This window comes from Coraliomargarita parva, from assembly GCF_027257905.1.
GTDB classification, from domain to species: domain Bacteria; phylum Verrucomicrobiota; class Verrucomicrobiia; order Opitutales; family Coraliomargaritaceae; genus Coraliomargarita_A; species Coraliomargarita_A parva.
The window spans coordinates 349,804-375,488 of the sequence record NZ_JAPZEI010000002.1; the positions used below are offsets into that span (position 1 = coordinate 349,804).

General features: G+C 58.2%; 21 protein-coding genes. 9 read left to right on the forward strand and 12 right to left on the reverse strand.

Features of this window, described 5'->3' with window-relative positions; translation table 11 throughout:
• Window positions 1–67: 67 nt before the first annotated feature.
• Entirely contained in the window at window positions 68–853 is a 786-nt protein-coding gene (locus tag O2597_RS03805; protein ID WP_269522863.1) for an SDR family oxidoreductase, read from the reverse strand.
• Between the two features lie 70 nt (window positions 854–923).
• Here O2597_RS03805 and O2597_RS03810 point away from each other — a divergent pair, with 70 nt between their 5' ends.
• Both O2597_RS03810 and O2597_RS03815 read left to right on the forward strand, forming a co-directional pair.
• Window positions 924–1,787 carry a helix-turn-helix domain-containing protein gene (locus tag O2597_RS03810; RefSeq protein WP_269522864.1) on the forward strand — a complete coding sequence of 288 codons (864 nt, stop codon included), beginning with the start codon at window positions 924–926 and terminating at the stop codon, window positions 1,785–1,787.
• A 99-nt stretch (window positions 1,788–1,886) separates the two neighbouring features.
• Complete coding sequence (locus O2597_RS03815) at window positions 1,887–2,684, forward strand: sulfotransferase domain-containing protein (protein WP_269522865.1); 798 nt, start codon at window positions 1,887–1,889, stop codon at window positions 2,682–2,684.
• Window positions 2,685–2,697: 13 nt separating this feature from the next.
• Here O2597_RS03815 and O2597_RS03820 read toward each other — a convergent pair whose 3' ends face one another.
• Window positions 2,698–3,546, reverse strand: a complete 849-nt coding sequence (locus O2597_RS03820; RefSeq protein WP_269522866.1) for an SMP-30/gluconolactonase/LRE family protein — start codon at window positions 3,544–3,546, stop codon at window positions 2,698–2,700.
• Between the two features lie 233 nt (window positions 3,547–3,779).
• Here O2597_RS03820 and O2597_RS03825 point away from each other — a divergent pair, with 233 nt between their 5' ends.
• Window positions 3,780–4,001, forward strand: a complete 222-nt coding sequence (locus O2597_RS03825) for a Nif11-like leader peptide family natural product precursor (protein WP_269522867.1) — start codon at window positions 3,780–3,782, stop codon at window positions 3,999–4,001.
• Between the two features lie 120 nt (window positions 4,002–4,121).
• On the opposite strand, the gene O2597_RS03830 is transcribed toward O2597_RS03825, so the two are convergent.
• Genes O2597_RS03830 through O2597_RS03840 form a run of 3 tightly spaced genes read right to left on the reverse strand, consistent with a single transcriptional unit; the run spans window position 4,122 to window position 9,841 of the window.
• Window positions 4,122–5,513 (reverse strand): efflux transporter outer membrane subunit, encoded by a 1,392-nt coding sequence (locus O2597_RS03830; RefSeq protein WP_269522868.1) that lies wholly within the window; start codon window positions 5,511–5,513, stop codon window positions 4,122–4,124.
• Window positions 5,514–5,515: 2 nt separating this feature from the next.
• Complete coding sequence (locus O2597_RS03835) at window positions 5,516–8,650, reverse strand: efflux RND transporter permease subunit (protein ID WP_269522869.1); 3,135 nt, start codon at window positions 8,648–8,650, stop codon at window positions 5,516–5,518.
• Window positions 8,651–8,689: 39 nt separating this feature from the next.
• Window positions 8,690–9,841: an efflux RND transporter periplasmic adaptor subunit gene (locus O2597_RS03840; RefSeq protein ID WP_269522870.1), complete on the reverse strand. Its 1,152-nt coding sequence runs from the start codon at window positions 9,839–9,841 to the stop codon at window positions 8,690–8,692.
• Window positions 9,842–9,984: 143 nt separating this feature from the next.
• Here O2597_RS03840 and O2597_RS03845 point away from each other — a divergent pair, with 143 nt between their 5' ends.
• Window positions 9,985–10,893, forward strand: a complete 909-nt coding sequence (locus O2597_RS03845; protein ID WP_269522871.1) for a LysR family transcriptional regulator — start codon at window positions 9,985–9,987, stop codon at window positions 10,891–10,893.
• Here the strand turns inward: O2597_RS03845 and O2597_RS03850 are convergent.
• Window positions 10,890–11,711: an alpha/beta hydrolase gene (locus O2597_RS03850; RefSeq protein WP_269522872.1), complete on the reverse strand. Its 822-nt coding sequence runs from the start codon at window positions 11,709–11,711 to the stop codon at window positions 10,890–10,892. The genes O2597_RS03845 and O2597_RS03850 overlap by 4 nt on opposite strands.
• Before the next feature lie 239 nt (window positions 11,712–11,950).
• Between O2597_RS03850 and O2597_RS03855 the strand changes: the two genes are divergently transcribed.
• From O2597_RS03855 to O2597_RS03870, 4 genes are all read left to right on the forward strand, one after another.
• Window positions 11,951–13,216 (forward strand): peptidase U32 family protein, encoded by a 1,266-nt coding sequence (locus tag O2597_RS03855; protein WP_269522873.1) that lies wholly within the window; start codon window positions 11,951–11,953, stop codon window positions 13,214–13,216.
• A complete protein-coding gene (locus tag O2597_RS03860) occupies window positions 13,213–13,440 on the forward strand; it encodes a ferredoxin (protein ID WP_269522874.1) in 228 nt (75 codons plus the stop codon). The genes O2597_RS03855 and O2597_RS03860 overlap by 4 nt, the downstream gene beginning before the upstream one ends.
• Window positions 13,441–13,531: 91 nt before the next feature.
• Entirely contained in the window at window positions 13,532–14,575 is a 1,044-nt protein-coding gene (locus tag O2597_RS03865; protein ID WP_269522875.1) for a Gfo/Idh/MocA family protein, read from the forward strand.
• An 18-nt stretch (window positions 14,576–14,593) separates the two neighbouring features.
• Window positions 14,594–15,493 (forward strand): sugar phosphate isomerase/epimerase family protein, encoded by a 900-nt coding sequence (locus O2597_RS03870; protein ID WP_269522876.1) that lies wholly within the window; start codon window positions 14,594–14,596, stop codon window positions 15,491–15,493.
• A 31-nt stretch (window positions 15,494–15,524) separates the two neighbouring features.
• On the opposite strand, the gene O2597_RS03875 is transcribed toward O2597_RS03870, so the two are convergent.
• Complete coding sequence (locus O2597_RS03875; protein ID WP_269522877.1) at window positions 15,525–16,781, reverse strand: DNA-binding transcriptional response regulator; 1,257 nt, start codon at window positions 16,779–16,781, stop codon at window positions 15,525–15,527.
• A gap of 192 nt (window positions 16,782–16,973) precedes the next feature.
• On the opposite strand from O2597_RS03875, the gene O2597_RS03880 reads away from it, so the two are divergent.
• Window positions 16,974–17,843, forward strand: a complete 870-nt coding sequence (locus tag O2597_RS03880; RefSeq protein WP_269522878.1) for an HAD hydrolase family protein — start codon at window positions 16,974–16,976, stop codon at window positions 17,841–17,843.
• Here O2597_RS03880 and O2597_RS03885 read toward each other — a convergent pair.
• From O2597_RS03885 to O2597_RS03905, 5 genes are all read right to left on the reverse strand, one after another.
• On the reverse strand, window positions 17,840–18,670 hold the full coding sequence (locus O2597_RS03885) for a ParB/RepB/Spo0J family partition protein (protein WP_269522879.1): 831 nt from the start codon (window positions 18,668–18,670) through the stop codon (window positions 17,840–17,842). The genes O2597_RS03880 and O2597_RS03885 overlap by 4 nt on opposite strands.
• 152 nt (window positions 18,671–18,822) lie before the next feature.
• A complete protein-coding gene (locus O2597_RS03890; protein ID WP_269522880.1) occupies window positions 18,823–20,559 on the reverse strand; it encodes a hypothetical protein in 1,737 nt (578 codons plus the stop codon).
• Between the two features lie 57 nt (window positions 20,560–20,616).
• Complete coding sequence (locus O2597_RS03895) at window positions 20,617–22,770, reverse strand: hypothetical protein (protein ID WP_269522881.1); 2,154 nt, start codon at window positions 22,768–22,770, stop codon at window positions 20,617–20,619.
• A 75-nt stretch (window positions 22,771–22,845) separates the two neighbouring features.
• Window positions 22,846–24,813 (reverse strand): GNAT family N-acetyltransferase, encoded by a 1,968-nt coding sequence (locus O2597_RS03900; RefSeq protein WP_269522882.1) that lies wholly within the window; start codon window positions 24,811–24,813, stop codon window positions 22,846–22,848.
• A gap of 285 nt (window positions 24,814–25,098) precedes the next feature.
• Window positions 25,099–25,509: a hypothetical protein gene (locus O2597_RS03905; RefSeq protein WP_269522883.1), complete on the reverse strand. Its 411-nt coding sequence runs from the start codon at window positions 25,507–25,509 to the stop codon at window positions 25,099–25,101.
• Between the last annotated feature and the right edge of the window lie 176 nt (window positions 25,510–25,685).

Consider the following 25,685-nt stretch of genomic DNA (forward strand, 5'->3'; position numbering starts at 1 on the left):
GCCAGTTTTCAGTTGATACAGTCAGTAACTGAAAACTAGTAAACCGATTTAGCGAAGCGATGCTTCGCTAAATCGTCATAGATGCGTAGCCGCCATCGACCACGATTTCGGCGCCGTTCATGAAGCTGGAGGCGTCGGATGCGAGGAGCAGGGTGGCCCCGATCAATTCTTGGGCTTCGCCGAAGCGGTTGGCCGGCGTGTGGCCCATGATGCTGGCCACGCGCTCGGGGGTGAGTACCTTCTTGTTTTGCTCAGCGGGGAAGAAGCCCGGAACGATGGTATTCACACGAACCTTTTGCTCCGCCCATTCGCGGGCCAGGTTCTTGGAGAGGTTGTGCACGGCAGCCTTCGTCGCGGAGTAGGTGAAGACGCGGGAAAGCGGGATGATACCGCTCATCGAGCCGATGTTGATGATGCTGCCGCCTTCACCACGGTCGACGAGGTATTTGCCGAAGACTTGGGATGCAAAGAGTACGGCCTTCAAGTTGGTGTTGATGATGCGGTCGAATTCCTCCTCCGGGATGTCGAAGACGGGTGTGGGGGAATTGACGCCGGCGCCGTTGACCAGGATGTCGACCTTGCCGGACTTTTCGAGCACTGAGTCGAGCAGAGCCTGAATGGATTCCTTGGAATTGACGTCGACCTTTTCGAAGTAGGCTTTGCCGCCTTTTTCCTCGATCTTGGCGAGGCGCGCCTTGGCTTTTTCCTCACTGCGGCCGACTAATACGGTTTCCGCGCCGGCTGCGGCCAGCCCTTCGGCCATGGCGCCGCACAATTCACCGGTGCCGCCGATTACAACGGCCACTTTGCCGTCCAGAGAGAATACTGAGTGGAGGTAGTCTGCAGATGTCATTTCGCTAGACTAGCAGATTTTCTAATTCAAGAAAATGGATTGCTCTTTCTTAAATTTGCACTTTTTCATCATGTTATGGGTGGAAGCAGGTCGAGCAAAGGAGACGGTACGGTTTGAGTCGATGAAAGTAAACGAGACAGAGCTGCCTTTCGACAGCATACTTCTGGAGGACCGACCGTGGTTCCCCTACCTGTGTACGGAGGTGGAGCACTGGGAGTGGGAGACCTCGGGGGATCGGCATTACAATTTCTGGGCGGCGCTGACGGGCGAGGCCTACCTGAGTTGTGACGGGCAAACCTTCCGCCTGAAGCCGGGGATGTTCTTTGTCTTTGCTCCGGGGCAGAAGATTTCCGCTGCGCACTTTTCAGGGGAGCGGGTCACTCGCTTCTCCGCCCATTTCCTACCAGTGTATGACGGAACGGTGATGGAAGCGGTAGAGGGTTTTCCGGTGCTCGGACGGGAAGTGTCCTCCTTGTCAGTGTTGAAACATCAGATCGATGCCATCATGCGTCTGGCTTTCCGGCGGGAAGACGAGGCCACCTTAGCCCGTCAACTCTACCAGTTGATTGCACAGTGTTGTTCGAGTGCGCCGACCGCAGTCGATGTCCTGCTGGACCGGCGGGTGGCCAAGGCGATCCGCCGCATCCACGAGGCGCCCGCGTCGATCGTCTCCATGGATGCGCTGGCCCGCGAGGCGGGCATCTCGCGCTCGCATTTTGACCGCGAATTTTCCAAGCAGGTCGGTATCGCTCCGAAGCAATTCCTTTTGAACTGCAAAATGATTCAGGCCCGGCGTTACCTTGAAAGCAGCCAATTACGGGTCGGTGAGATCGCCGAGGTCCTGGGCTATCGTGACATTTATTTCTTCAGCCGCCAGTTCAAGAGCTTCTTCGGTGTGTCGCCGGTCCATTACCGCAAGGCGCTTCGAGGCTAAGCCTTTCATCGGGAGTGGCCAGGCAGTCGCTCAAAAGTTCCCGATCCGGCAACTGCGGCTTGTTTCAAGGCACAGCGTCTTTCATAGTAAGTGGATACGATGAAAAAACTGCGTGCCATACGACATTCCTACCTGAACTGGGACCTGCCTGAATCCGTCTATTTCTTTTCCCTCCACAAGTGCGCCAGCACCTTGTTCAGCGACTACATCCTGAAGCATGTGGACGGCCTTCTGTTGGTCAATCAATCTAAACGGATCTTTATGAACAAGCCGGACGCTCTGGTCTCGGTGCGCTATCGCAAGCGGGGGCATGTCTACGGGCCGCTTCGCCTGTCTGGAGGCGGGACGGGGCCGGTTTGGAAGCAGCTGGTCCAACCCGTGATCGCTCCCGAGTTCATCCGGGACAAGATTGCCTATGTGATGATCCGGGATCCGCGTGACATCCTGGTGTCTTCCTATTACTCCTTCGGATTTACGCATCCCATGAGTGCCCTGCCGGAGATTCGGGTGAAGCAGGAAGAGCGGAGGGCGATGATCCAATCGATGTCATTGGACGCCTATGTGCTGGAGTTTGCGAAGTCCCAGCAAATCCATTTCAAGAATGTCGGCGATGTGCTTGAGCGTTGTCCTCGAGCGGTCCTGCTCCGCTATGAGGACATGATTTCGGATTTTGACAATTTCCTGGAAAAGCTTCGCCGCTATCTTCCGATCCGAGATGAGGTGGCGGAGGAAATCCGTCGTCGTTCCCGCCCGAAGGACCGGGAGGAGCAGGGGAGCCATAAGCGGTCCGGGCAGGTTGGAGGCTTTCGCTCCAAACTTGAGGCGCATACGGTAACCGAGTTGAATCGGGAGCTCTCCGGTATCCTCTCGCGTTACGGCTATGAGGCTGACACCTGAACTTTATGAGCGATTAGTTGTCGTTCGTATCGGGCAGGCTGATCCGGTAGACCGAGCTGCGTGCCGTGACGTACAGAGACAGGGGATCCTCGCTTGCCACCAGTACATTCGCGGGCCGCTCCGGTAGTTCGACGCTCTGCCACAAGCTGCCGTCCGCTTCATAAATGTCGATCTTGGCATCCGTCAGATAGATACGGTTTTTTGAATCGATGGACATCCCGTCAGAAGCCTGAGCGGCAAAGAGTTGCTTCTGCTCCAGATGGCCGTCGTCTCGAATCGTGTAGCGGAAAGTCTGCTTTCCACCATGGTCCGCCACGTAGAGATACTTGCCGTCGCTTGTCCCGATAAGTCCATTGGGGCGGATCATGTCGTCGATCACACGGATCACTTCGGAACGGTCAGGTTTGAGGTAGTAGACATGCTCACCGTCCTGTTCGAGGTTGTCCCGACGGCCATAGCGCGGGTCGGTGAAATAAATACCGCCTTTCGGGTCGATCCAGAGGTCGTTGGGGCTGTTGAACGGATGATTGTTGTAGGAATCGGCGAGAACATGACGATGGCCGTCGGTATCGTAGTAGCTGAGCACGCGGCTCTCGCCTTCGCAGGCGTGGAGCTGTCCGCTTGGATCGAACATCAATCCGTTTGCCTTGCCGGATGCTTCACGAAACACCCGTATGCCCTCGGTTTCATTCCATTGGTAGATTTTCCTGTCGGGAATATCTGTGAAGTAAAGCTCGCCCTCCGCATTCAATGCCGGACCTTCGGTGAAACGAAATCCGGTGGCGATGGACTCGATCGTGGGTTGTGAATGAAGTAGTGAGCAGAGGGGGTAGAGGGCCAGTAGAGTGCGAAAGGTCGACATGTAACTGATCAAAGCAGAATGCCCGTAGGGGGCAAGTTGCTTACTCGCCCGCGTTTGTATTTATATAAGCGCCTTGTGGGCAGCGAATTAGGCTGGATAATAAAGGGTGGGCTTGCTTGCATAAAAAGTCCACAATTCAGTTCAATGGCATTCAGGGTGCTCGCTGACACGCGATCATGAAACCACACAAACGTGGTTAAATGTCACCATTTCAACTTAACTGGAAAATAAAAATGTCTAAAGAAAACGTAGAAAAGCTCATGATGGCCGGTGGTGCCGATAAAAAGCTTCGTATCAAATACGATCTCCTTGAAACAAAAGAGGATTTCATCGCCATGGCTAAAGAGGATGGTTACGACTTCACGCTCGATGAGCTGAATGAAGTTCTGAAAGAAGAGCGTATGACCTTCGATTCCTATGGCAACCCGCGCACCCGCGAGGTTTGGATCCGATAAGAGCTGATCCTATTTTCATGCCGCTGTCGCCAGACATGTCGTGTGAAGTTAATTCAAAAAGCCACCTCTCTAAATATTGGAGAGGTGGCTTTTTGTTTAAAGGAAGGGGTGCTCTAGCAACTATTGCTCGTTGTCGTCCCAACCGCCGCCCAAGGCGGCAAAGAGGGCACTCTGGTTGGTGAGCTTACTCAAGCGTGCCTGAATCAGATCCTGCCGGGCACTGAAGAGTTCCTGTTGCGCCAGTAGCACCGGTAAATAGCTGTCAACCCCGGCATCGAAGCGCTGGGAGGTGAGTTCTTTCCGTCGCTCGGCGGCCTGCACCCTGATTTCCTGCGCGGTGATTTGCTCCTTGATCGTCGCTTGTACCGCGAGTGCATCCGATACTTCACGGAAGGCGGTCTGGATCGCTAATTCATAAGCGGCGATTTCAGAGCGCTGTTGGATCCAGGCGACGTCGAGGTTGGCCTTGTTGCGACCGGCGGCGAAAATCGGCACCGTGATGCTGGGGGTGAAGCTCCACATGGCCGAACCCGATTCGAAGAGGCCGCTCAGTTCCGCGCTGGCGGTACCGCCAAATGCGGTGAGCCGAACCGAGGGAAAAAAGGCGGCACGAGCGGCTCCGATATTGGCATGGGCGGCCATCAATTGGTGTTCCGCTGCCCGGATGTCGGGGCGGCGCGTCAACAGGTCGGAGGGTAAGCCGACGGGCAAGTCGATCGGAGTATTCTGGGAGGCCAGGATCGATTGCTTGGCCAGTTCCGGCAGTTTCGTTCCGATCAATTGGGCGAGGAGATTCGTCGCCTGTTGCATCTGCGACTCCAGACTCAGGGCCTGGGCGCGGTAGGCCTGTGTTTGTGCTTCCGCGGTGCGCAGGTCCAGTTCGGTGCCGATCCCGGCGTCAAAGCTGTCCTTGTTGATCTGGTAGGCTCGCTGCGCCGCTTCCATGCTGCTGATCGCGAGAGCATGCTGCTCCCGTAGGGCGAGGAGATTGTAATATTGGTTGGCGACGGAGCGGACAAGGCTGATCTCCGCGCTGGCTTCGGCCGCTTCGGTGGCGAGGAAACTCTGCAAAGCCTGGTCCTTGAGGCTGAGAATACGGCCGAAGAAATCCAGCTCGTAGGACGGCATTTGGAGGCCGACATTGTAGGAACTGGAGGTGGTGGATTGCCCGGAATAGCTGAGATCGGCCGGCGTGCGCTGGCGTGTCCCGCTGCCGCTGGCATCGAGGCTCGGCAGGAGGGCCGCACGCTGGATGCGGTAGTAGGCGCGCAGTTGTTCCGTATTGAGTTTTGTGATACGAAGTTCCCTGTTGTGTTCCAGTGCGAGGTCGATCAGCTGCTGAAGTTCAGGATTCGCGTAAACCGTCTCCCACTTCGGCACGTTTTGTGTGCCGGGGACGTTTTCCGCGAGGGGAAAGCTTTCCGCAACCGGACTTGCCGGCCGCTCATAATCCGGTGCCAGCGAGCATCCGGAGAGCAATGCGAGACTTAGAATTGGATACAGGTATCTCATGTTTATGCCTGGTTCGGGTCCGTTGGAGGAGTTACGGGCTTGACCCTGAAGAGTGCGACGATGACGACAAAGAAGATCGGAACAAAGATGACGCCGAGTAAGGTGGCCGAGATCGTGCCTCCGAGCACCCCGGTGCCGATGGCATTCCGGCTGCCGGCACCCGCGCCCGAGCTCAGAGCGAGCGGCAGCACGCCGAAGCCGAAGGCCAACGAGGTCATCAGGATCGGACGCAAGCGCATGCGTGCCGCCTTGGCGGCCGACTCGTACAGGCTCATGCCGCTGTCATAGTAGGTCTTGGCGAATTCAACGATCAGAATCGCGTTCTTCGACGACAGGCCGACGATGGTGACAAGTGCCACCTGGAAGTAGATGTCGTTTGGCATGCCGAAGAGCAGGGCGGCTGTCAGTGTGCCGATCACGCCCAGTGGCACCACCAGTAGAACCGAAGCCGGTACGGCCCAGCTTTCATAGAGCGCTGCCAGACACAGGAAGACGACGAGCAGCGAGAGCGCATAGAGCATCGGGCCCTGGCTGCCGGCCAGTCTTTCTTCATAGGATAAGCCGGCCCATTCGAGGCCGAAGCCGGCGGGCAGCTGCCCGACCAGTTCTTCCATCTTGGCCATGGCTTCACCAGAGCTGACGCCCGGTGCAGGTTGGCCGGCGATCGACATCGACGGTTCGCCGTTGAAGCGTCCCAGCTTGGGCGGACCCATTTCCCACTCCGCGCTGGAGAAGCTTGAGAAGGGGACCATCTCGCCCACATTGTTCCGGACATACCAGCGGTTGATGTCTTCCGGTAGCATCCGGTAGGGGGCATCGGCCTGGATATAGACACGTTTGACGCGGCCACGGTCGATGAAGTCGTTCACGTAGGAGGACCCCCAGGCGGCGGAAAGCGTGCTGTTGATACTCGCAATCGATACGCCCAGAGCGGATGCTTTTTCCTGGTCGATATTGATCTTGAATTGCGGGGTGTCATCCAGGTCGTTGGGCCGGACGTTGGTCATGCTCGGTTCGCTCGAAGCCATGCCCAGTAACTGGTTCCGCGCCTGGACCAAGGCCTCGTGCCCATGGGCCGCCTTGTCGACGAGTCGCAGGTCGAAGCCGGTCGCGGTGCCGAGCTCCATCACCGCAGGCGGCGCGAAGGCAAAGGCGAAGGCATCATCAAATTGCAGGAATTTTCCCATCGCGCGCTTCTGGATCGCCTCGACGGACTGGTCCGGGCGCTTGCGTTCTTCCCAGTCTTTCAGGCGGATGAAGGCGATGGCTTGGTTCTGGCCGCGGCCGGAAAAACTAAAACCGGTGACGCCGAACATGCCTTCCACATTTTCGGCTTCATTAACGAGGAAATATTCCTCGATGCGTTCGAGTACCTTGAGGGTTTGTTCGCGGGTGGATCCGGGCGGCAACTGCGCTTGGGCGAAAAGGGTACCTTGGTCTTCATCCGGGAGGAAGCCGGTCGGCACCTCCTTAAAGAGATAAACCATGCCGGCGACTATCAAGCCGAAGAGCATGAAGGATTTGACCTTATGGTGGATCAGGTAATTCAGCGCGCCCTCGTAGCGATGTGCGTTTCGGTCGAAGGTGCGGTTGAACCATCCGAAGAAGCCGCGCTTTTCATGATGATGGCCTGCTTGCACCGGTTTGAGCATGGTGGCGCAGAGTGCCGGTGTCAGGATGATTGCGACCACAACGGAGAGTGCCATGGCCGACACGATGGTGATGGAGAACTGACGGTAAATCACACCGGTCGATCCGCCGAAGAATGCCATGGGAATAAACACGGCAGAGAGGACCATGCCGATGCCCACCAGTGCGCTGGTGATCTGGTCCATGGACTTCCGCGTGGCCGCCTTGGCCGGCAGGCCTTCCTCACTCATGACCCGCTCCACGTTTTCAACCACCACGATCGCGTCGTCGACGAGCAAGCCGATGGCCAGCACGACCCCGAACATGGTCAGCGTGTTGATACTGAAGCCTGCGGCTGCCATGATCCCGAAGGTACCGAGGAGCACGACCGGCACCGCAATTGTGGGAATGAGGGTGGCCCGGAAATTCTGCAGGAAGAGGTACATCACAAGGAAGACAAGGATGACGGCTTCCACGAGTGTCTTGACCACCTCATGGATGGAGATGCGCACGAACGGGGTCGTATCCATTGGGTAGACCACTTCAAGGCTCTCCGGAAAGAAGGGCTTCATCGCATCTATCTGCTTGCGGATTTCATCGACCGTATCGAGCGCATTGGCTCCGGTCGCCGGGCGGATGGCCATCCCCGATGCCGGTGCCTGGTTGAAGCGGGCCTGCGTGATGTAGCTTTCGCTGCCGATCTCCACACGTGCGACGTCCTTGATACGGATCTGGGAGCCATCGGAATTCACCCGGAGCAGGATGTTTTCAAACTCTTCAACGGTTTGCAGTCGTGTCTGCGCGGTGATCGTGGCGTTGAGCAACTGTCCCTCGACCGAAGGACTGCCGCCCAACTCACCGGCTGAAATTTGTGCATTCTGCACCTGGATCGCTGCGGCGACATCGGAAGGCATCAGTCCGTAGTCATTCAGCTTGTCGGGATTCAGCCAGATACGCATGGCGTACTGGGTCCCGAAGGTTTGAATTTCACCCACGCCCTGCACCCGGCTGAGCGGCTCTTTGACATTGCTGATGACATAGTCGCCGATGTCGGCGGCGGACAGGCTGCCATCGGTCGAGCGGAAGCCGACGACCAAAAGGAAATTACGGACGGACTTCGTCACCCGCAAGCCGAGCTGCTGCACTTCCTGGGGGAGTAGTGGTGTGGCGAGCGAGAGTTTGTTTTGTACCTGCACCTGGGCGATATCCGGGTCGGCTTCGGCGTTGAAAGTCAAGGTCACTTCGAAGCTACCGGTCGAATCGCTGGAGGATTCCATATAGCGCAGGTGGTCGAGTCCGGACATATTCTGCTCGATCACCTGGGTCACGGTGTCTTCGAGTGTTTTGGCGGACGCACCCGGGTAGCTGCCTTGGATGCTGATCGCCGGCGGGGCAATGCTTGGGTACTGCGCAATGGGCAGCTCCTTGATGGAGAGCACCCCCGCCACCATGATAATGATGGCGATCACCCATGCGAAGACGGGTCGGTCGATAAAAAAGCGGGCCATAGTGGGAAAGTTTCCTTAGGGATTCGTGTGTCGGTTCACTTACTGTACCTGTACCTGCATGCCGGCACGGATCTTCTGCAGGTTATTGGTGATGATGCGGTCGCCGGGTTCAAGGCCGCCGGTAACCAGCCAGGCACTGCCTACGGAGCGCTGACTTTCCAGAATGCGGCTCTCGACGGTACCTTCCGAGCCGACCACCAGTGTGACCGCTTCACCCCGCGCGTTGCGTGAGACCAGCGAGTGAGGGACCAGAATTGCATTCGGGTCGGTCCCTTCCTCCAGACGGGCACGGACAAACATGCCGGGCAGGAGTTTCGCCTCCGGATTCGGAACGATGGCCCGGAGTGTGACAGTGCCCGTGCCGGGGTTGACCGTGACGTCCGAGAATTGCAGGGAACCGGCATGCGGGTAGAGGCTTCCGTCGGCGAGGACAACTTCCACCTTGGCATTGCCGTCGCTGCTGCGGCTCAGCTTGCCGCTGGCCAGCGCTTCTTTCAAGCGCAGCACCTCCTCGGCGGATTCGTTCAGGTCGATATAAAGCGGGTCCAATTGCTGGATGGTGCCGAGCAGAGTCGCGGCGGCCTGTTGCACATAAGCGCCTTCGGTCACGCCGGCGCGACCGATGCGGCCACTGATCGGAGCGGTGACTTCGGTGTAGCCCAGATTGATTTCAGCGGCCTTCAGGTCCGCCTTGGCGGCGGCAATTTGCGCCTTCAGCGATTGTTCGGAAGCGACGGCATCGTCATAATTCTGTTTCGAGATGGCGTTCGTCGCGACGAGCTCCTGGTAGCGTTCGGCCTGCGACTTGGCCGATGCGTAGCTGGCTTCGGCCCTGGCCAATGCCGCCTTGGCGGCATCGTAGGTGGCTTGGTAGGGCGCCGGATCGATTTGAAAGAGTACCTGGCCAGACTCGACATCGGTGCCTTCCTCGAACAGGCGCTTCTCCACAATGCCGTTTACACGGGCGCGAACCTCGGCCATCCGATAGGGGGAGGTGCGCCCCGGCAATTCTCGGGCCAGTGCCACCGCCTGCTGCTGGACCGTCATGACTGTGACCGGCATCGGCGCGGCTTGGGCCTGCACTGCGCCTGCGGCCTCTTCCTCCTGGCAGCCCGTGAAGAGTAATGACAGTGCTAGGAGGGCCGCGAAGCTGACCGTTTTTGAAAGCGTAAGTGTGTGAGTCGTTTTCATGTATCTAAAGTCGGTTTATACGTTGGGCATCAAGTGTCACAGTTTTAACTTTTAATCAAACAGTCGTTTAAAATACATGATAATCCTGAGATAGATAGTACTTTGTTGCTTGTAGATTGATAACAAAATGATATCAGTTTGGCATGGATTTGCGTCATCTTAGATATTTCATCGCGGTCGCGGAGGCCTTGAACTATCGTCAGGCGGCCGAGCGGCTCCATGTGGCACAACCGGCGCTGAGTCGTCAGGTCAAGCAGTTGGAGGATGCGATCGGGGCGAAGCTACTGGAACGGGATACCGGTGGCACCAGCCTGACGGAAGCCGGCGCGGTCTTTCTGGAGGAGGCGCGGGATATCCTGGAGCGGGTGGAGATGGCAGGCGAACTGACCCGGAGCGCGGCGGAAGGGCGGCGCGGGCACTTGCACATTGCCGGGATCGGGAGCCTGTCGGTTGGATTACTGGCCCAAGCCTTGTCGGCGTTTCGGCAAGCCTACCCGAAAGTCGAGGTCAGCTTGCACGACATCGGTTACCGTGACCTGTTGACAGAGCTTCGTTCGGGCAGTGTGCATCTGGGCTTTTCCTTTAATGCGCGGAAACACATTCCGGAGGACATGGAGCAGGAAATTGTGGCCCAGTCGGTCACGCACATCGCACTCAGTGTGGAACATCCGCTGGCGCAGCGTAAATCGATCCGTCTGCGCGAATTATCGGACGAGACGATTTTTTGTATCGGTGAGGCGGATTACCGTGACCTGCATGCCCGTATTACCCATTCCATTCTGGACGGGCGCAAGATCCGGCACCATCCGGTTAAGAGGATTGCCAGTCCGGATTTGATGATGGCGATGATCGCCGGCAATTACGGCGTGAGTCTGGTGTTTCCCCGCTTTGCCAACGTCTATCCACGCATCCGCCTGCTTCCGCTGGATGAGCAGGGGGAGGACTTGCAGATCCGCTTGTCGGCGGTCTGGCGGCGTAACACACAGGCACGTCTCGCACGTAATTTTGTGGAGGTCCTTCGGACCACCAATCAGTCGCTGGAAGTCGCCTAAGCGAGGAAGCCCATATTCTCCATCCAGTGCTCACAGGCTTGCGACCACCCGCGGGTGCCGGGAATATTCTTGGCCAGACCGACGCCGTGCGGACCCTTGTTGTAAATGTGCATCTCGGCCGGAACGCCGGCTTTCCTCAGGGCGAGGTAGAAGGCGACGCTGTTTTCGGCGGGAACACCCGGATCTTCATCGGTGTGGAAGAGGAAGGTTGGAGGAGTGTCCGCCGTGACCTGTCGTTCGTTGGAAAGGTGCTCCACCAATTCCTGTGGGGCGTCTTCTCCGATCAGGTTTATTCTGGAGCCCGTATGTCCGTATGTCTCGGCAAATGCGATTACCGGATAGCAGAGTACCATAAAGTCGGGGCGTGAGCTGAAGCGTTCCACCGGGTCTTCCGAGTCGGGATTCCCCGCATCAAAATGGGTGCCGGCGGTGGACGCGAGATGGCCCCCTGCGGAAAAGCCCAGTATGCCGATCCGGTCGGGTTCGATTCCCAGTTCGCCGGAGCGGGAGCGGACCGTCCGGATCGCGCGTTGTGCATCCTGGAGGGGAATCGGGTGCTTGTACCCGTTGGCGCCGACCCGGTATTCCAGAATGATCGCGGTGACTCCCATGCAATTCAGCCATTTCGCGATGTCATGGCCTTCATGCGCAGACGCCAGACCGGAGTAGCCGCCGCCGGGGCAGACGATCACGGCCGCCTTTTTACGGAAGCAGTTGGAAGGCTCGTAAACGGTAAGGAGGGGGATGTCGCGCACCGGTTCAGTTCCGTTTGCATCCGGTGTTTGTTTGGGCCAAAGGAGTTCTGGAGTTGAATTCATTGCGATCAAAGCAGTTGTGCGTGTCTTCAATATGGATGAGGTTTTCTGGAGCTAGATCCAGATGAAAGATCGATCCGGAGCCAATACAATCCGTATACAATATTGAATCTATAAAGCCGTTGAATGACTGCCTTGAGGGCCCTCGATACCATTGCTTGCCCTTCATCTCCCCAGAGGATGGGCTCGCTGAAGCCTTGACGTCCGCCCCTCACACGATAGGCGGTTCTTGCTTTTTCAAAATGCAGAGTATCAGGGACAGTCATATCGAACTTCTGGCACCGGCTGGGTGCTATGCTTCCTTGCAGGCCGCAATCGAGGCGGGGGCGGACGCGGTCTATTTCGGTCTGGCCCAGCTGAACATGCGTGCGCGGGCACGGCGATCTTTCCATTTGGACGACCTTCCCGAGATCATGGAACGCTGCCGTCAAGGGGGCATTCGTGGCTATTTGACCCTGAATACCTTGCTCTATGACCATGATCTGAAACTGTGCTACAAGCTATTGGAAGAAGCCAAGGCGCAGGGGGTGGACGCGGTTATTGCGGCCGACATGGCCTGTATCCTGAAAGCCCGCGAACTCGGACTCGAAGTGCACCTGTCGACTCAGTTATCGGTTTCCAACTTCGAAGCGTTTCAGTTCTATGCGCAGTATTGCGACCGTATCGTATTGGCCCGCGAACTGAACCTTTCCCTGATCCGCAAGATCCGCCAGCAGGTGGTGGCGTGCAATTTACGTGGCCCGAGCGGGCGTGTCGTGGAGATTGAAGCCTTTGCCCATGGTGCGCTTTGCATCGCGGTGTCCGGTCGTTGTGGCATGTCGTTGTATACCGACAATGCCTCCGCCAACCGTGGGGCCTGTATCCAGAACTGCCGTAAGGAGTACATCGTCAAGGACAAGGAGACCGGGCAGGAGCTGGCCGTCGACAACAACTTCGTGATGTCGCCCAATGACATTTCCACCATCGGGTTCCTTGACCAGGTGTTGGAGGCGGGGGTGCACACCTTGAAGATCGAAGGGCGGGCCCGTTCGCCGGAGTATGTCAAGCGGGTCATCCGTGCCTACCGCCGCGCGGTTGATGCGGTCATGGACGGAAGCTACGATGCGGCCTTTGTCGAAGAATTGCTGGAAGACCTGAAAAAGGTCTACAATCGTGGCCACTCCAGCGGCTACTATCTCGGGCGCGAGCAGGGCTGGTCGAATGCCTATGGTTCCAAGGCCACCCACCAGAAGGTCATGCGCGGGCATGTGAGCCACTACTACGCGAAGATCGGCGTGGCCGAGGTCACCGCCATCGGCGAGGTTCGTGTCGGGGATGAATTCGTCATCATCGGAGAGACCAGCGGGGTGGTGGAAGGCAAAGTCGAGGCCATGCATCTGGATGAAGGATCCACGGAGGTGGTGGCGGCCGGCACGGTCTTTGGCCTGAAGGTGTCGGCGCGTGTGCGTCGCAATGACAAGTTTTTCCTCATGGTTCCGGTGGCAACGCCGGCCTCGCCCCAGTCATGAAACTGATCCCCATCGCCCACAAGAAGCCGGAGTGTATCGGCTGCATGCTTTGTGCGGAAGTGGCCCCGAATTATTTCGAGATGGACGCCGACGGCGAAGCCCGGTTGATCCGAGTCATTCGTGAGGATGTGAGTTTCCAGTACAGTGAAGGATTTGCGGAGGACCGCCCGGCCTTGGAGGCGGCGGCGGAAGGCTGTCCGGTCAATATCATCCGTATCGGCTGATGCCTCGGGCCCGGTACTGAGGCCTAACTGTATAGCGGTGTATCCGGCGCCATCGCTTGCATTTGGCCGCCATTTGCATGCAATAACGGGCATGGTTAATTTGGCGATTGTGGGAACAGGAGGCATGGCCGGAGCCCATGCCCGTGCTTTCAAGGCGATACCGAATTGTTCCATGCTGGCGGCCTGCGATATCGATGCCAAACGTGTTGCGGACTATGCCAGGGAGCATGCGATTCCGGACGCCTACACTGAGCTCGAGAAAGTGCTGATCCGCAAGGATATCGATGCGGTTTCACTCGTGGTTCCGGATTCGCTGCACCATCCGCTGGGCTTGAAAGTCCTCGCTGCGGGGAAGCACCTGCTCTGCGAGAAGCCGCTGGCCCTGAACCATGCGCAAGCCGTGGAAATGCGGGATGCTGCGGCGAGGGCCGGTGTCATACACATGGTCAACTTTTCCTATCGCAACAGTTCCGCCATTCAACGCGCCAGCGAATTGGTCGAGGCCGGCGTTCTGGGAACGGTGCGACATGTCCGGGCGCATTACCACCAGAGCTGGCTCGTGCAGGACGCATGGGGCGACAGCCGGAGCAAGCCCGGCTTTCTCTGGCGGCAGTCCAAGTCGCATGGCAGCACCGGTGTGCTCGGTGATGTCGGGGTGCATCTACTGGATTTTGCGTCCATGCCGCTGGGGGCTTACAAATCGGTCTACTGCCGGCTGAAGAATTTCAAGAAGAACCCGGAAAACGCGGTCGGCGAGTACACCCTCGATGCCAACGATACCGCCTTGATCACGGCTGAGTTCAGCAACGGGGCCCTGGGGACCCTTGACCTGACGCGTTGGGCCTATCCGCATATCAATCAGGTGCAACTCAGGCTCTATGGCGACCAGGCTTCGATTGTCATCGATCTGGATAGTTCCTATACCTGCCTGAAAATCAGCCGCATCCTCGGGCGGCAGATCATGGACTGGGAAACGCTGGACTGCGGCGAGACGCCTACGAACTACGCACGTTTTATCCGGGCGATCGAGAGTGGCGTGGCGGACCAGCCCGACTTTGCTCGCGCTGCCGAGATCCAAGCCGTGCTCGACGCCTGCTTCGAGTCCGATGCCAAGGACCGTACCATTCACCTGTAATCCACAATCCAGATCACCATGTTCAGTGAACACGACATCCGCATCGGCACGCTGGCCGGAAAGGGCGCGCAGACCGCAGGCTATATCAAGCAAATCCTGCCCCATGGCTTTGAGTCCTTTCAGATTAATTTCTGGCAGCATTTGGGGGAGGTCGACCTCGTGCGCCTGGCGGACGAAGTCAGGGAGGTGCTCACCGGCACCGGCGCTATCGTGTCCTCGTTGGGAATCTTCGGCAACCCACTCGAAGACGGCGAACTCGACCGCGCGACGCTCAAAGGCTGGGAGGTTTGTATCGACCATGCACATCTCTTCGGCACGGATCTGGTTTGCGGGTTCGCCGGACGTATTCGCAACAAGCCGGTGCCGGACTCACTGCCGCGATACAAGGAGGTTTTTGGCAAACTGGCCAAGCGCGCGGCCGGCAAGGGTGTACGGATTGCCTTTGAAAACTGTCCCATGGGCGGAACTTGGGAGAGCGGTGATTACAATATCGCCTTCAACCCAGGGGCGTGGGAGCGGATGTTCAATGCGGTCGATGCCGACAATATCGGCTTGGAGTGGGAGCCCTGTCACCAGATGTGCCAGTTGATCGAGCCATTGCCGCAGTTGAAGAAGTACATCAGCCGTATCTTCCACGTGCATGGAAAGGACGCGACGATCCACCACGATGTCCTGCGCGAATTCGGCATGCATGGTCCGGAGACCGTGGTCGAACACCGGCATCCCGGCTTCGGGGACAGCAATTGGACGAATATTATCAGCGAATTGAGACGCGGTGACTACCGCGGTACCATCGACATCGAGGGCTGGCACGATCCGGTCTACAAGGATGTCCTGGAGATGACCGGGCAGGTGCACGCGCTTCATTATCTGAAGGGCTGCCGGGGAAACTATGTTCCGAATCCGGAAGGCTATTGATCGCCCAGAAGTGGCGATCCCATGGGCGGTATTAGTCGCCGGCCGTCCGGAAGTAGCGCTCGTCAGCCAGCGACTCGATCAAGTGCTGGGTCATCGGGCTGTCATCGCTCAGGTTGCGGACCGTCTCTTCGCCGATGATATCCTGTTTGCTAAGCGCCATGGCGTTCCGGATGATCCGGGTCAGGCGGCAGTAATCCATGTTTTCGGCTTCCGACTGGAGATAGCTGATGGCATCGTTGCTGAGCACGCGGGTGCGGAGGAAGGGGTGGGCCATGCGCAGGGTGCTGAACACGGTATGAGCGATCATCGGTATGTCTTCCTCCCGCTCGGCCATGCCCGGTAATTGAATGCCCTGGCTGCGCTTGCGGAGCGTCTTGACCAGCGGACGCACTGCGTCCGCCGTGTAGGAGTCGGAGTCCTCCGCATAGGAAAAGATCAAGCGAAGCGATTTATTATCGGAGGCGTCGTATTGTTCGATGAACTGTTCGATCTCATCGGCCGCTTTGGCGGTCCAGTCTACGGTTTGACCCAGGTAGAGGAACTGTGGGCCTTCCTTGCCTTCCGAAGCCTTCAACAGCTCCATGAGTTCCGGGATGTGCAATTGCATCGGATCGACTACATGCAGGGGAGTCGCATCTCCATTGGACCGGAAATTGATTTCGCGGGCGAGCAGCTCGAACTCCGCGCCTTCTTCGCCTTCGATCACGACGATGGAGGCCTTATCCGAGGCGATCTGGATGTCGGAGAGCAGTTCGCGCATCACGCCGCTGCGGGCTTGCAGGTAGCGGGCAATGGTCGGTGCCGGCGCTTCCACTTGGCTGTCCGCATCCGCCTTGGCCTTTGCCTTGGCGGCTTGCTTGCCGGTGGCCTTGGGTTTGGCTTTGCCGGCCGCCTTTTTCTTCTTTACCGTCTTCCGTGCAGTCGTCTTTTGCGCAACCTCGCGCAGGACGGATTGCAGGCGGTTCTTCGCGCGTTCCGGGTGTGCCGGGAGCAAAAGGTAGTTTTCGACCCCCGCCGGGCACTGGTTGTACTCCAGGCTGGTCTCGTTGGTCATTCGCTCGAAGGCGACCAGATTGGTCCGTTTGCAGGCAGTGTAGAGCCGCTCAAAGGCCCACAGCACGTCTTCCAACTGGAGATCGTAGAAGACATGGTCCTGCTTGCTTAGTTTCCGCACGGCCTTGACCAGCGGTTCGACTGCGTCATGGAAAACAAACTCATGATCCAGCTCCTGGAGAAGAGCTGAGAGTTGTTCCCGCATGGCCGGGTTCTGAGTCAGGATATGAATCATACTAATTCAAGTTCGAATAAGCAGTTGGACGACTTATCGTTAGTTTGTGGCTAAACATGTCGAGTACCAACAAGTGATGGCATGGTTTTTACTATCCTCTGACAAAACGCTATGAGTGATTTTACAATTAAACTAGGGGGAATGCCCTAGTTGGCCTCCTGCTTCGAATCAGCTGGCCTTGCGTAGGATATCATGAATGTAAATAGGAGCATGTGCTTAGACGAGATACAGATCATCTTCCAGGATGTCGATGGATGCCTCAATCCCGAGGACGGCGAAGCCTTTGGTGCGACTGAGGATTGGACTCCATCCGTCTCTCAAATCGCCATGCTGGAACGCCTCAACCGGGCGATTGAAAGCTCTCCGGTCAGTCATTTCATTATCAACACCGGGCGTTTCTGGCCGATTCTGTCCCAGGTCGCCGAGCATTTGACCACGCGGAAGGCGCGCTATTTTCTGCTTGAGCATGCCTGTGTGATCTATGACCGGGAGCGTGACGGCTATCTGGACCTCGTTGCGGTCGCCCGTCAGTGTGAAATGGGTACACTGGTCGAGCGTTTCGGGAACCTCAGGCTAATGCAGCGCCTGCTGGATTGGTATGACCGTGTCGGGCAGGCTGGGATGGAGGCGGTGTACGGCGGCCTCATGCCACGCTTGGACAAGGTCGGCAACCTGTCCTATGCCTTGCCGGAAGCAGCCGATCCTGACGAGGTGCTTGCGCGAATTGAATCGATGATACGCGCGGACTTCAGTGCCGTCGAGTGTGCGAGCCTTGAATTCTGCCGCTCCGACCGCTTCATCGACATACTACCGGGTATCCACAAACTGGACGGGATTGAGCTGATGTGCGCCTACCTTGGCGTGGACCCGGGGCATGCGTTGGCGGTGGGGGACTACCTGAATGACCTGGCCGTGTTCGAAGCCTTTCCCCGGGTCATGTGTCCGGCCAACGCGCATCCGAAGATCATCGATCTGACCCGCAGCAAAGGCCCGTCCGGTATCGTGTCGGACAAGGCCTATGGTGCGGCCTTGCTGGAGCTGCTCGAGCGGATGCGGGCTTAGGCGGTGCCCGCCTTTTCTTTTTCCAGCCAGCGCTCGATACGGTTGACCGCTTCGGCCCGCCGAGGATCGTCGGTCTTCATGCGGTTGAGTACATTCAAGGCGGTTTCCGCGTAGTCCAGGGCGGTGGCGCTGCCGAGCTTGTCGAGTTCGGAGTGCTTGATTTCGCCTTCGCGGATCATCTTACGGGCCTCGGCTTCGATCTCGGCGTTGCTGCCGCCGGGGGCTCTGGCATCGCCTTTGGCCTTGCCGCTGAAGCCGCCCCCTACGCCGCCGGAGTTGCTGCTGCCGTCGTCCTTCGGTGTGCTGCTTTCACCGCGCGGTTGGCGCTCGATGCCTGCAGGGTACTGCTTCCCGTCCTTGCCCGTGACCTGGCGCGGGGCATCGATCCGGTTCATCTTCTCCATCGCGTTGCGGCAACGGCGTACCAAATCGTTCGAGACTTTGCACATTTCCGCGATGACCGCGTTGGACATGTTGGGCCATTCCTCAAGGGCGATTTCGACGGCATTGCGCTTGTCCTCGTTGGAGCGATACACGCCGTTGGTTGCATTGGCACCCAACGCATGCTTCAGCGCATCCGTGCGGGAGCCGGGATGCACTTCCGAGGCGATGCTGTCAAATTCGTTGCGTTGGGCGGCCAGGTAGCGGTGAAAGCCGTCGGCCAGCCAGTATTTCGTGCCGTCGTAATAGGTCACAACGGGCGGGAAGACAGCGCCTTCCATCATGGAATCGGCGTAGCTGTTGATCGCGTCGTCATTGGTCGCGACACGTGCCTGGGTGCCGCCGTAAATATCGATTTGGTCGAGTTCGAGGTCTTTGATTTCCATAAAAAGCCGTCGTTTGTGGCGACGGGCCGGAGCGATGACAACGGAAAGATGCGGCTGGTGAAAAGAAAGTCGCGGACGTCGCAATCGTAGCTGAATGAGAGAACCGTCAGGCTTTCCTCGCGAGTCGTCTGTACCCCGCAACTGCGGATGCTTCAGCTGTTCCCTGCGTGCTCTGAAGCCTGTGCCTGCACCGCCTCCGGATAGGACCTTACTTCGGCTTCCAGTTTGTATTGGCCATCCTTCTCGGGGTCCTTATAGCAGCGGAAGATGGTTTGTCTGTCGTTCACAGTTTTTGTGGAGATGACCGGCTGCCTCCGGCTGCATTCCGATCGAAAGTGTTGGTCCGAACGGCTACTGTGCCGCAAGGCCACTCGCCCGCTGGATACGGAATACTGGTCATCACCCAAGTCTTGGATCCGGAAGAAAATCAACTCTTCTTCCTGATTGCCTCCGCTTGCTGCGAAGAGGGCGTATCTGCCTGGGGCGAGCGTCCGGACCGCGATGTCCTGTCCGATTTCAAGTGTCGGGATGCCCCACGTCTCTAATGAGCTTTCATTCGGAAATGCCGGTGCCCAGTCCGGTTGGCCGTTTAGCTTTTTGCCCCGCTCGGCCAGTCGGCTATCTGTCTGTGAATTGTCGATCCGGCCCAGCAAATAGACAAGGTCGAGTAGGGCGAGGGCTTCTTCTTTGTGTCCCGCGTTGGTATAGGCTTCCATCAGAACCCAGGCCGAAAGCTTGGAGCCGACCTGTCCCTTGGTTTCGACTATTTGCACAAAGTGTTTCCAGTGATCTCGCGACCAGTTATGGTAAAAGTGGGCGAGGAGGCCGGCGGGCGCGTCGCTTTCGAAGGCACGGTCAATCAAGGCGAAGATCTCGGGCTGGCTCAGACGCAGCCTGTGGCGCAGGTTGAAGCTCAACGGGGTCTGATCATCGACCGGCCAAATCTCGATGATCTCGGTCGACTGCTTGCGCGTGGCCCGTAGGCCGGGCAGATGGTTGGACTCGCTTTCCGAATACTTGATTTTCCAGCCTTCGGCTTCGAGTTGGCCTTCCATGGCTGCGAGGGGCTCGACTTCGTCCTCAGCAACTGAAAAGTTCCAGTAGCTCTCATAGGGAACGAAGGGCCTGTGCCCCGCCAGCAGCGCTTTGGGCTGTCGGGCCTGAAGTGCGGCCGGTAGTGCCTGCTCCCTATAGTCGGGGGTGAAGTAGTCGGGGAGTGGAATCGGGGCGCTGACCACTTTCCGCATGGCGTCCAGTTTCTCGCGGATCGCTTTGTCCAGTTCCTTGGCCAGGGCGTCGGCTGTGAGGTCGTCAATATTTACCTTGATACGCAGGCCTTCGTAACTGAGTTCATGCCGCACCGTTCCCTCCATGTCCCATTTCATTGATGGCGGTGTCATGTGGTCGGTGAAGCTGAAGCGGGGAGCGAACACGCCGCTGCCTCCGGACATGTGAAGTACCGACTTCCGCTCGAGTTTCATCAGGCTGCTGCTGTCTTCCACGCTCTCGAGGCCGATGAAAAAACACATGTCGGGCAGCAGCTGTCCCGGTGCCGGCCAGGATTCATCGGAGGTGGTTTGCACCTGGGAGACGCCTGGGATGCTGGCGAGCTTTGGTGCGAGCTGCCCAATGACGGCTTGGGTCAGGACTTCACCGTCGGCGGCCATCAGATAGATCGTGTCGGTCTCGAGGTAGGTGGCGTCATTGTGCTGCCAAGTGCTGCCGAAGCTATTGCTCGATGCGCTTTTCGTAACGCTGCCTTCAATCTGTGTGTGGCTGTCGCTAACCGGATCCGGTTCATCCGCTTGCTGGGCTCCACAACCGGAGAACCAGCAAGCTGTGCTCAGGAGGCAGCCCGAAACGAGGGAAGCGCGAATTGTTTTCTGCATCGTTAGGAACGATGCGTCGATTTTCTTCCGAGTCGAAGGAAAAAACCTCGCCGCGGCCTAGAGGATGAGGAAGGCCCAGCCCGCGGCCGAAGCGAAGGCGGCTGCGCCCAGGGCGATCCAGAGGCCCTTGCGCACACGGTGCCGCTCATCAAACTTGCAGTGCGCATCGAGCGGCAGGGTGGCCCGCAGGGTCAGGAGTCGGCCCAGTTGGAAACTGATGAGAGTCTTGCCGTTGACCGCCCAGCCGGACGCATCAAGGAGCGGGGCCAGGGTCCGCTGACGGATCTTCAGCCAGGCAATGAACATGGAGGGCAGTGAAATCATGAGGATGAGCCCGAAGATGACGAGCGGCAGTTCCCACCAAGAGAGGGCCTTCATCGTGTTGAAGAGGGAGGCGAGACCGGCACCGACGGCGCCAAGCGCGATCCCGGCGGCGGCTATCATTCCGGCGATACCGGTGACATTGCCGCCCATGAGACCGCCTTTGGCTTCCTTGCCGTCGTTGGCCGAATCCTTGCCGATGTTCTGGACGCCGGTCTCCAGTTGTTTCTGGATAGCTTTATCGCGGGAGCTGGCCCACTTTTCAAGCTGGTCCCCGATAAAGCGGCCGACCCGCACGTAAGGCATGAGGAAGGCTTCGCGGATGCTGATCGGATTTTGGATGATCTTCACCACTGTCGTGTCCCAGAGCTTGCCGGATCCGTCGCGGAAGACGCCGTTGCGGCCCACGATCAGGTTGGCCGAATCGCCGGCCGAGAAGACCGCGGCGATATGGAACTTGCTGGGTGAGTCCTTGCGCCGGCATTCGCAGTAGGTGAGGAAGGCCCGCGACAAGCTGGCCAGAGCGGCATGCTTGTTCGGGTCGTCGACCTTGAGGCAAAGGCGGCATTCGCGTCCGTCGAGGAAGAGGGTGCCGGCCTGGAAAATGGCCGCGCGTTCCTCGTCGTAGAAATCGCTGAAATTGACGAAGTTGTTCAGCACGCGGATCAAGTCGCGGTGCATGCGTGCCAGTTTCTCGACCGCATCGACCGATTGCATCTTCGGGGCGAGGGCCAAGTCCTCCTGCAGGAGCGCATTCAACTGGCGGTGGGTGTTCCCGGTCAGTAGTTCGCGCACGCGGGCGATCCCGAGCTTCTCAACTCCGGTGTCGGGCTTGGCTTCACGCCATTTCCGGTAGTCGCCGAAGCGGCTTCGGAGCTTGCGCCACTCCTCCGGGGCTAGGCTGTCGTCAATCCCGAGGGCAAGGGGGCCGATGACGAGCTTGCAGAACTTGTCCATGCGGGCTTTCCACTCCGGATTGATTCCCGAGCCGAGGGGCAGGAGAGGGCTGCCGCTGACCTTGGCGAGTGGCAGTTCCTGGATGTCGGTCTGGCTGACGGAAAAGTCCTCTGTGGCCAGACGCTCGTAGAGCTTCATGTCGTGGTTGAGCGGGGCTTCCGCGCGCGGGTCGAATGCGGCCAGGCGGCAGCGTGCGAAGAAGTCGTCCACCTTGCGCTCGATCGCCACCAGGGCGTTGAAGGCTTCGGGGGTGGCGTCGCCGAGCGGAAACACGTCGGCCCCTTCGGCCGAGTCGACCTCGCCCCGGGTCCACCATTGCTCATAGCTGCCGAGCTCCTTGAAAAATGTATCCAGTTTCTGGAGACTGATGCCGGGCTCGCCGCTGCGGTCCGTCTCGGGGCCGAGGCAGTTCATGATCTCGCCGATGACCTGCTTCAGCTCCTCCGAATCCGTGGCGTCGGCCGCCACGATGCCGTCGCCGTTGAACTTGGACTGCCCGTAAATCTTGGCCGTATTGGCGGCTTCCTTGACCGAGATCGTGTCCGGCGTGTCGTCGCCCACATTGGCCAGGATTTGCTTGGCGGAGGCCAGCAAGGCCTGCCCTTCGGCGTCTCCGGTGTGGATCGCTGACAGCGGCAACTCGCCGCCCTCGAAGAGCGACTCCGGATTGGCGAGGCGTTGCAGGGTCCAGCGTACGGCGGCCAGCATCTCCTCGATGCGGACGCGGCCGTCGGCGTCAAAGTCGATCAGGGTCAGGGTCTCACGATCGATCTCGAGTCCGTTGACGGGACAACTGAGGGCGACCCAGAGTTTCGGATCGAGTGTTTCGAGGGCTTTCAGGTCGTCGACCGTACTGAGCTCAACCTGGTAGATGCCGCCGATCCGCTTGAATTTCCACGAATGCTCCGCTTTTAAAGCCTTGAGTAGATCCATTTGTTTATGCGCTCAGTTCTAAGGGTTTACGACATAAACAAACGGAATGCCGCAGGCGTCAAACATAAGTGCGCATTACTGCAGGTAGCGTGGCTGGAAGCGTTCCCGCTCGATACGGTTGTAGAAGGAGCGCATGATGCGCAAATAGAGTTCGTCGCCCAGCAGTTCGTCCTCGACTCCGGCATCAATGTTCGGGTTGTCGTTGATCTCAATGATGCGCGGCTGCCCGTCGATCTCCTTGAGGTCCACCCCGTAGAGGCTGTCACCGATCAGGGAGGAGGCCTTGACCGCCGCGTTCAGGATGTTTTTCGGCACCTGGTTGATGGGAATGGACTCCGACGCGCCGGAGAAATCCTCGTCTTGTTCCGCATCCTGCGACCAGTTGTAAATCTGCCAGTGGTCGTTCGCCATGTAGTACTTGCAGGCATAGAGCGGGGTGCGGTCCATTACCCCGATTCGCCAGTCGAAACTGGACTGGAGGAATTCCTGGGCGATGACAAGGTCGCCCTCCTCGAACATGAGCTTCAACTTGGCTTCCAGCTCGTCGCGGTTGGCCACCCGGTAGACTCCGAGTGAAAATGAGCTTTCCGGGAGCTTTAGCACGAGCGGGTAGGCCAAGCTGCTGAGCAGCTCCGGGGTGACCGCATGCTTGGTCAGCAGCCAGGAGCGCGGCTGCTTGATTCTTGCCCGTGCCAAGCGCTCATGCAGGTAGATCTTGTTGGAACAACGCAGGATGGACCAGGGATCGTCGATCACCACGAGGCCTTCGGTGTGGGCATGACGGGCGAACTTGTAGGTGTGGTTCTCGATTCCGGTTGTTTCGCGGATGAAGAGGGCGTCGAACTCGCACAGGCGCCGGTAGTCCAGCTTGGTAATGAATTCGACAAAGAAGCCGGTGGTCTCGGCCGCATGACGGAATTTCTCCAGGGCCTCAGGGCAGGAGGGGGGCGTCTTCTCGTCCGGATTCACGAGGATGGCCAGGTCGTACTTGTAGTGCTTGAGCCGTGTGCGACGGTAGCGCTTCTTGCTGAAATAGCCATGGATCGCTTCCTCCAGCAGTTCCGGGTGGGATTGGGCGATACTGAGCGGGTTGATCTGGACCAGCTTGCGTACTTTCCATTGGTGCTCTTTCCGGGTGAAACCAATGGTGAAGCAGGGGATTTCAAAGAGGGCGTAGAGGCGCTTGGCCAGTTCGGCCTGTTCCGGATCGGCCGCCCTCCCGAGGATCACGGTGATCTCAAAGGAGGCGGCTTCGATCCCCTTGAGCTTGCGCTCGATGAACTCGCGGCATTCGTCGACCACGCTCTGGGCGATCGGGATATTGCCCATGTCCTTGATCGTCATTACGGTGGGCACGACCCGGTGGTTCCGGGCGGCGGCCAGCAGGGAGACGTAATAGCCCAGGGTGAGGGTCTTATAGGCGCTGCAGAGGTTGAGCACGTTGAATCGGTCCGAGTTGCGGAAGCGCTCCTCCGACAGGTAGCGCCGTGCCGAGACGATCTCGATGTCATCGTTGGACTGGAAGTTCCACTTCTTGGCCGAATCGACCACCACGATATTGCCCGCGGAATGAGCATGCTTGTCCTTCAGTGGGCAGGTCATACGGACCGCGGATTCCCCCGGCCCGTAGTAGTCCGGCAGTTCCTCGCGCACGCTGAATCCGAAGCGGCCATACCAGGCGATCAACACGGCATTCTGTTTGTCGGCCTCGAGGGTGAGCTTCTCAAAGCCGGAGTTACGTGCGGTCTCAAAGCATTGCTGCATGAGCCGTTCGCCGTGTCCCCGGCCGCGTGCGGAAGCCTGCACCGCGATCGAGTAGATCCGGAGTGATTGCTTGTAGCCGATCAGGATGGCGGAGCCGAGGAGCGCCCCCTCCGACGACTCGTCGTCTTCCAGCACAAGTACGAACTGGCTGTCACTGCGGATGCTGTTCTTGAGCGAGGCTTCGGTGCTCTGGCGGGCGGGCGGAAAACAGCTGCACTCCAGTTCAAGGAGCGCGGGCAAATCGGTGAGTGTGGCGCGGCGAATGCGAGGGGAGGTCATTGGTGTGAAGTCGCGGGAAAACGTTCCGGCTGACTAAGGCTGCTATGGTAGAGTCCTCTTCCTTGAATTTCCAGATTGGATCTGGGCCCGCCCGTGAATTCTTCGGTCGCTTCTACTTGCCGACTCCAGGCTTCGCGCTGTGCCTCCGTCCGTATAAAACTGCGGGGCAATCTCACAATTGACCCGCGGAAAACCTCGGCGATCGCAAAATGGTCGCCTGGGCGGTAGGTGCGGATCTTTTATCGAGTCAGGTAGAGTGGGATCGCGGCGCTTTTTCGACCTAGATCACCACGGCTTGCCGACTGTTGTATTATTGATTATGTGCCAAAGAGAATAGGCTTGGTTAAACTCGAGTGTCGTAATGCCAACGCCGTCGCCAATCCAGTCATAACCGACGAACACAGTCATCTCAGCATCCGTGCCCTCTTTGTTTTTCCCTTCCAGCAGGAGGCGGCTGCCAGGGGTCGGGAACGTAAATTGGCATACCTGCATTTTAGGTAGCCAGTCTCTGAGAACTGCACTCAAGGCCGCTTCATCTGCCGGCTCAGGGGAAACCAGTTTTTCTCCTTGATAAATCGACACGGTAAAAGGGGCATCGAGGTCTATCTCAGGCTCAGGTGCTACTTTCTCGAATGTCACGCAGCCTGACATGAAAAGCAGCGCAAGTAACAGTGATATGTGACAGATTGATTTCATCTTTCGAGCAGAACAATGTGGCGTGTGGCGGCCTTAGTCACTTCCTGTTTTTACCTGTTCTGTCGCTATCCTTTCCAAAATCAGTTTCAAATTTTGCATGTCTTCGCACCGGCGCATAAATTGCCCAGCGCCAAGGCGATGCGTGTATGGGGACTGTTTTGATAGCTTGCTTTCAG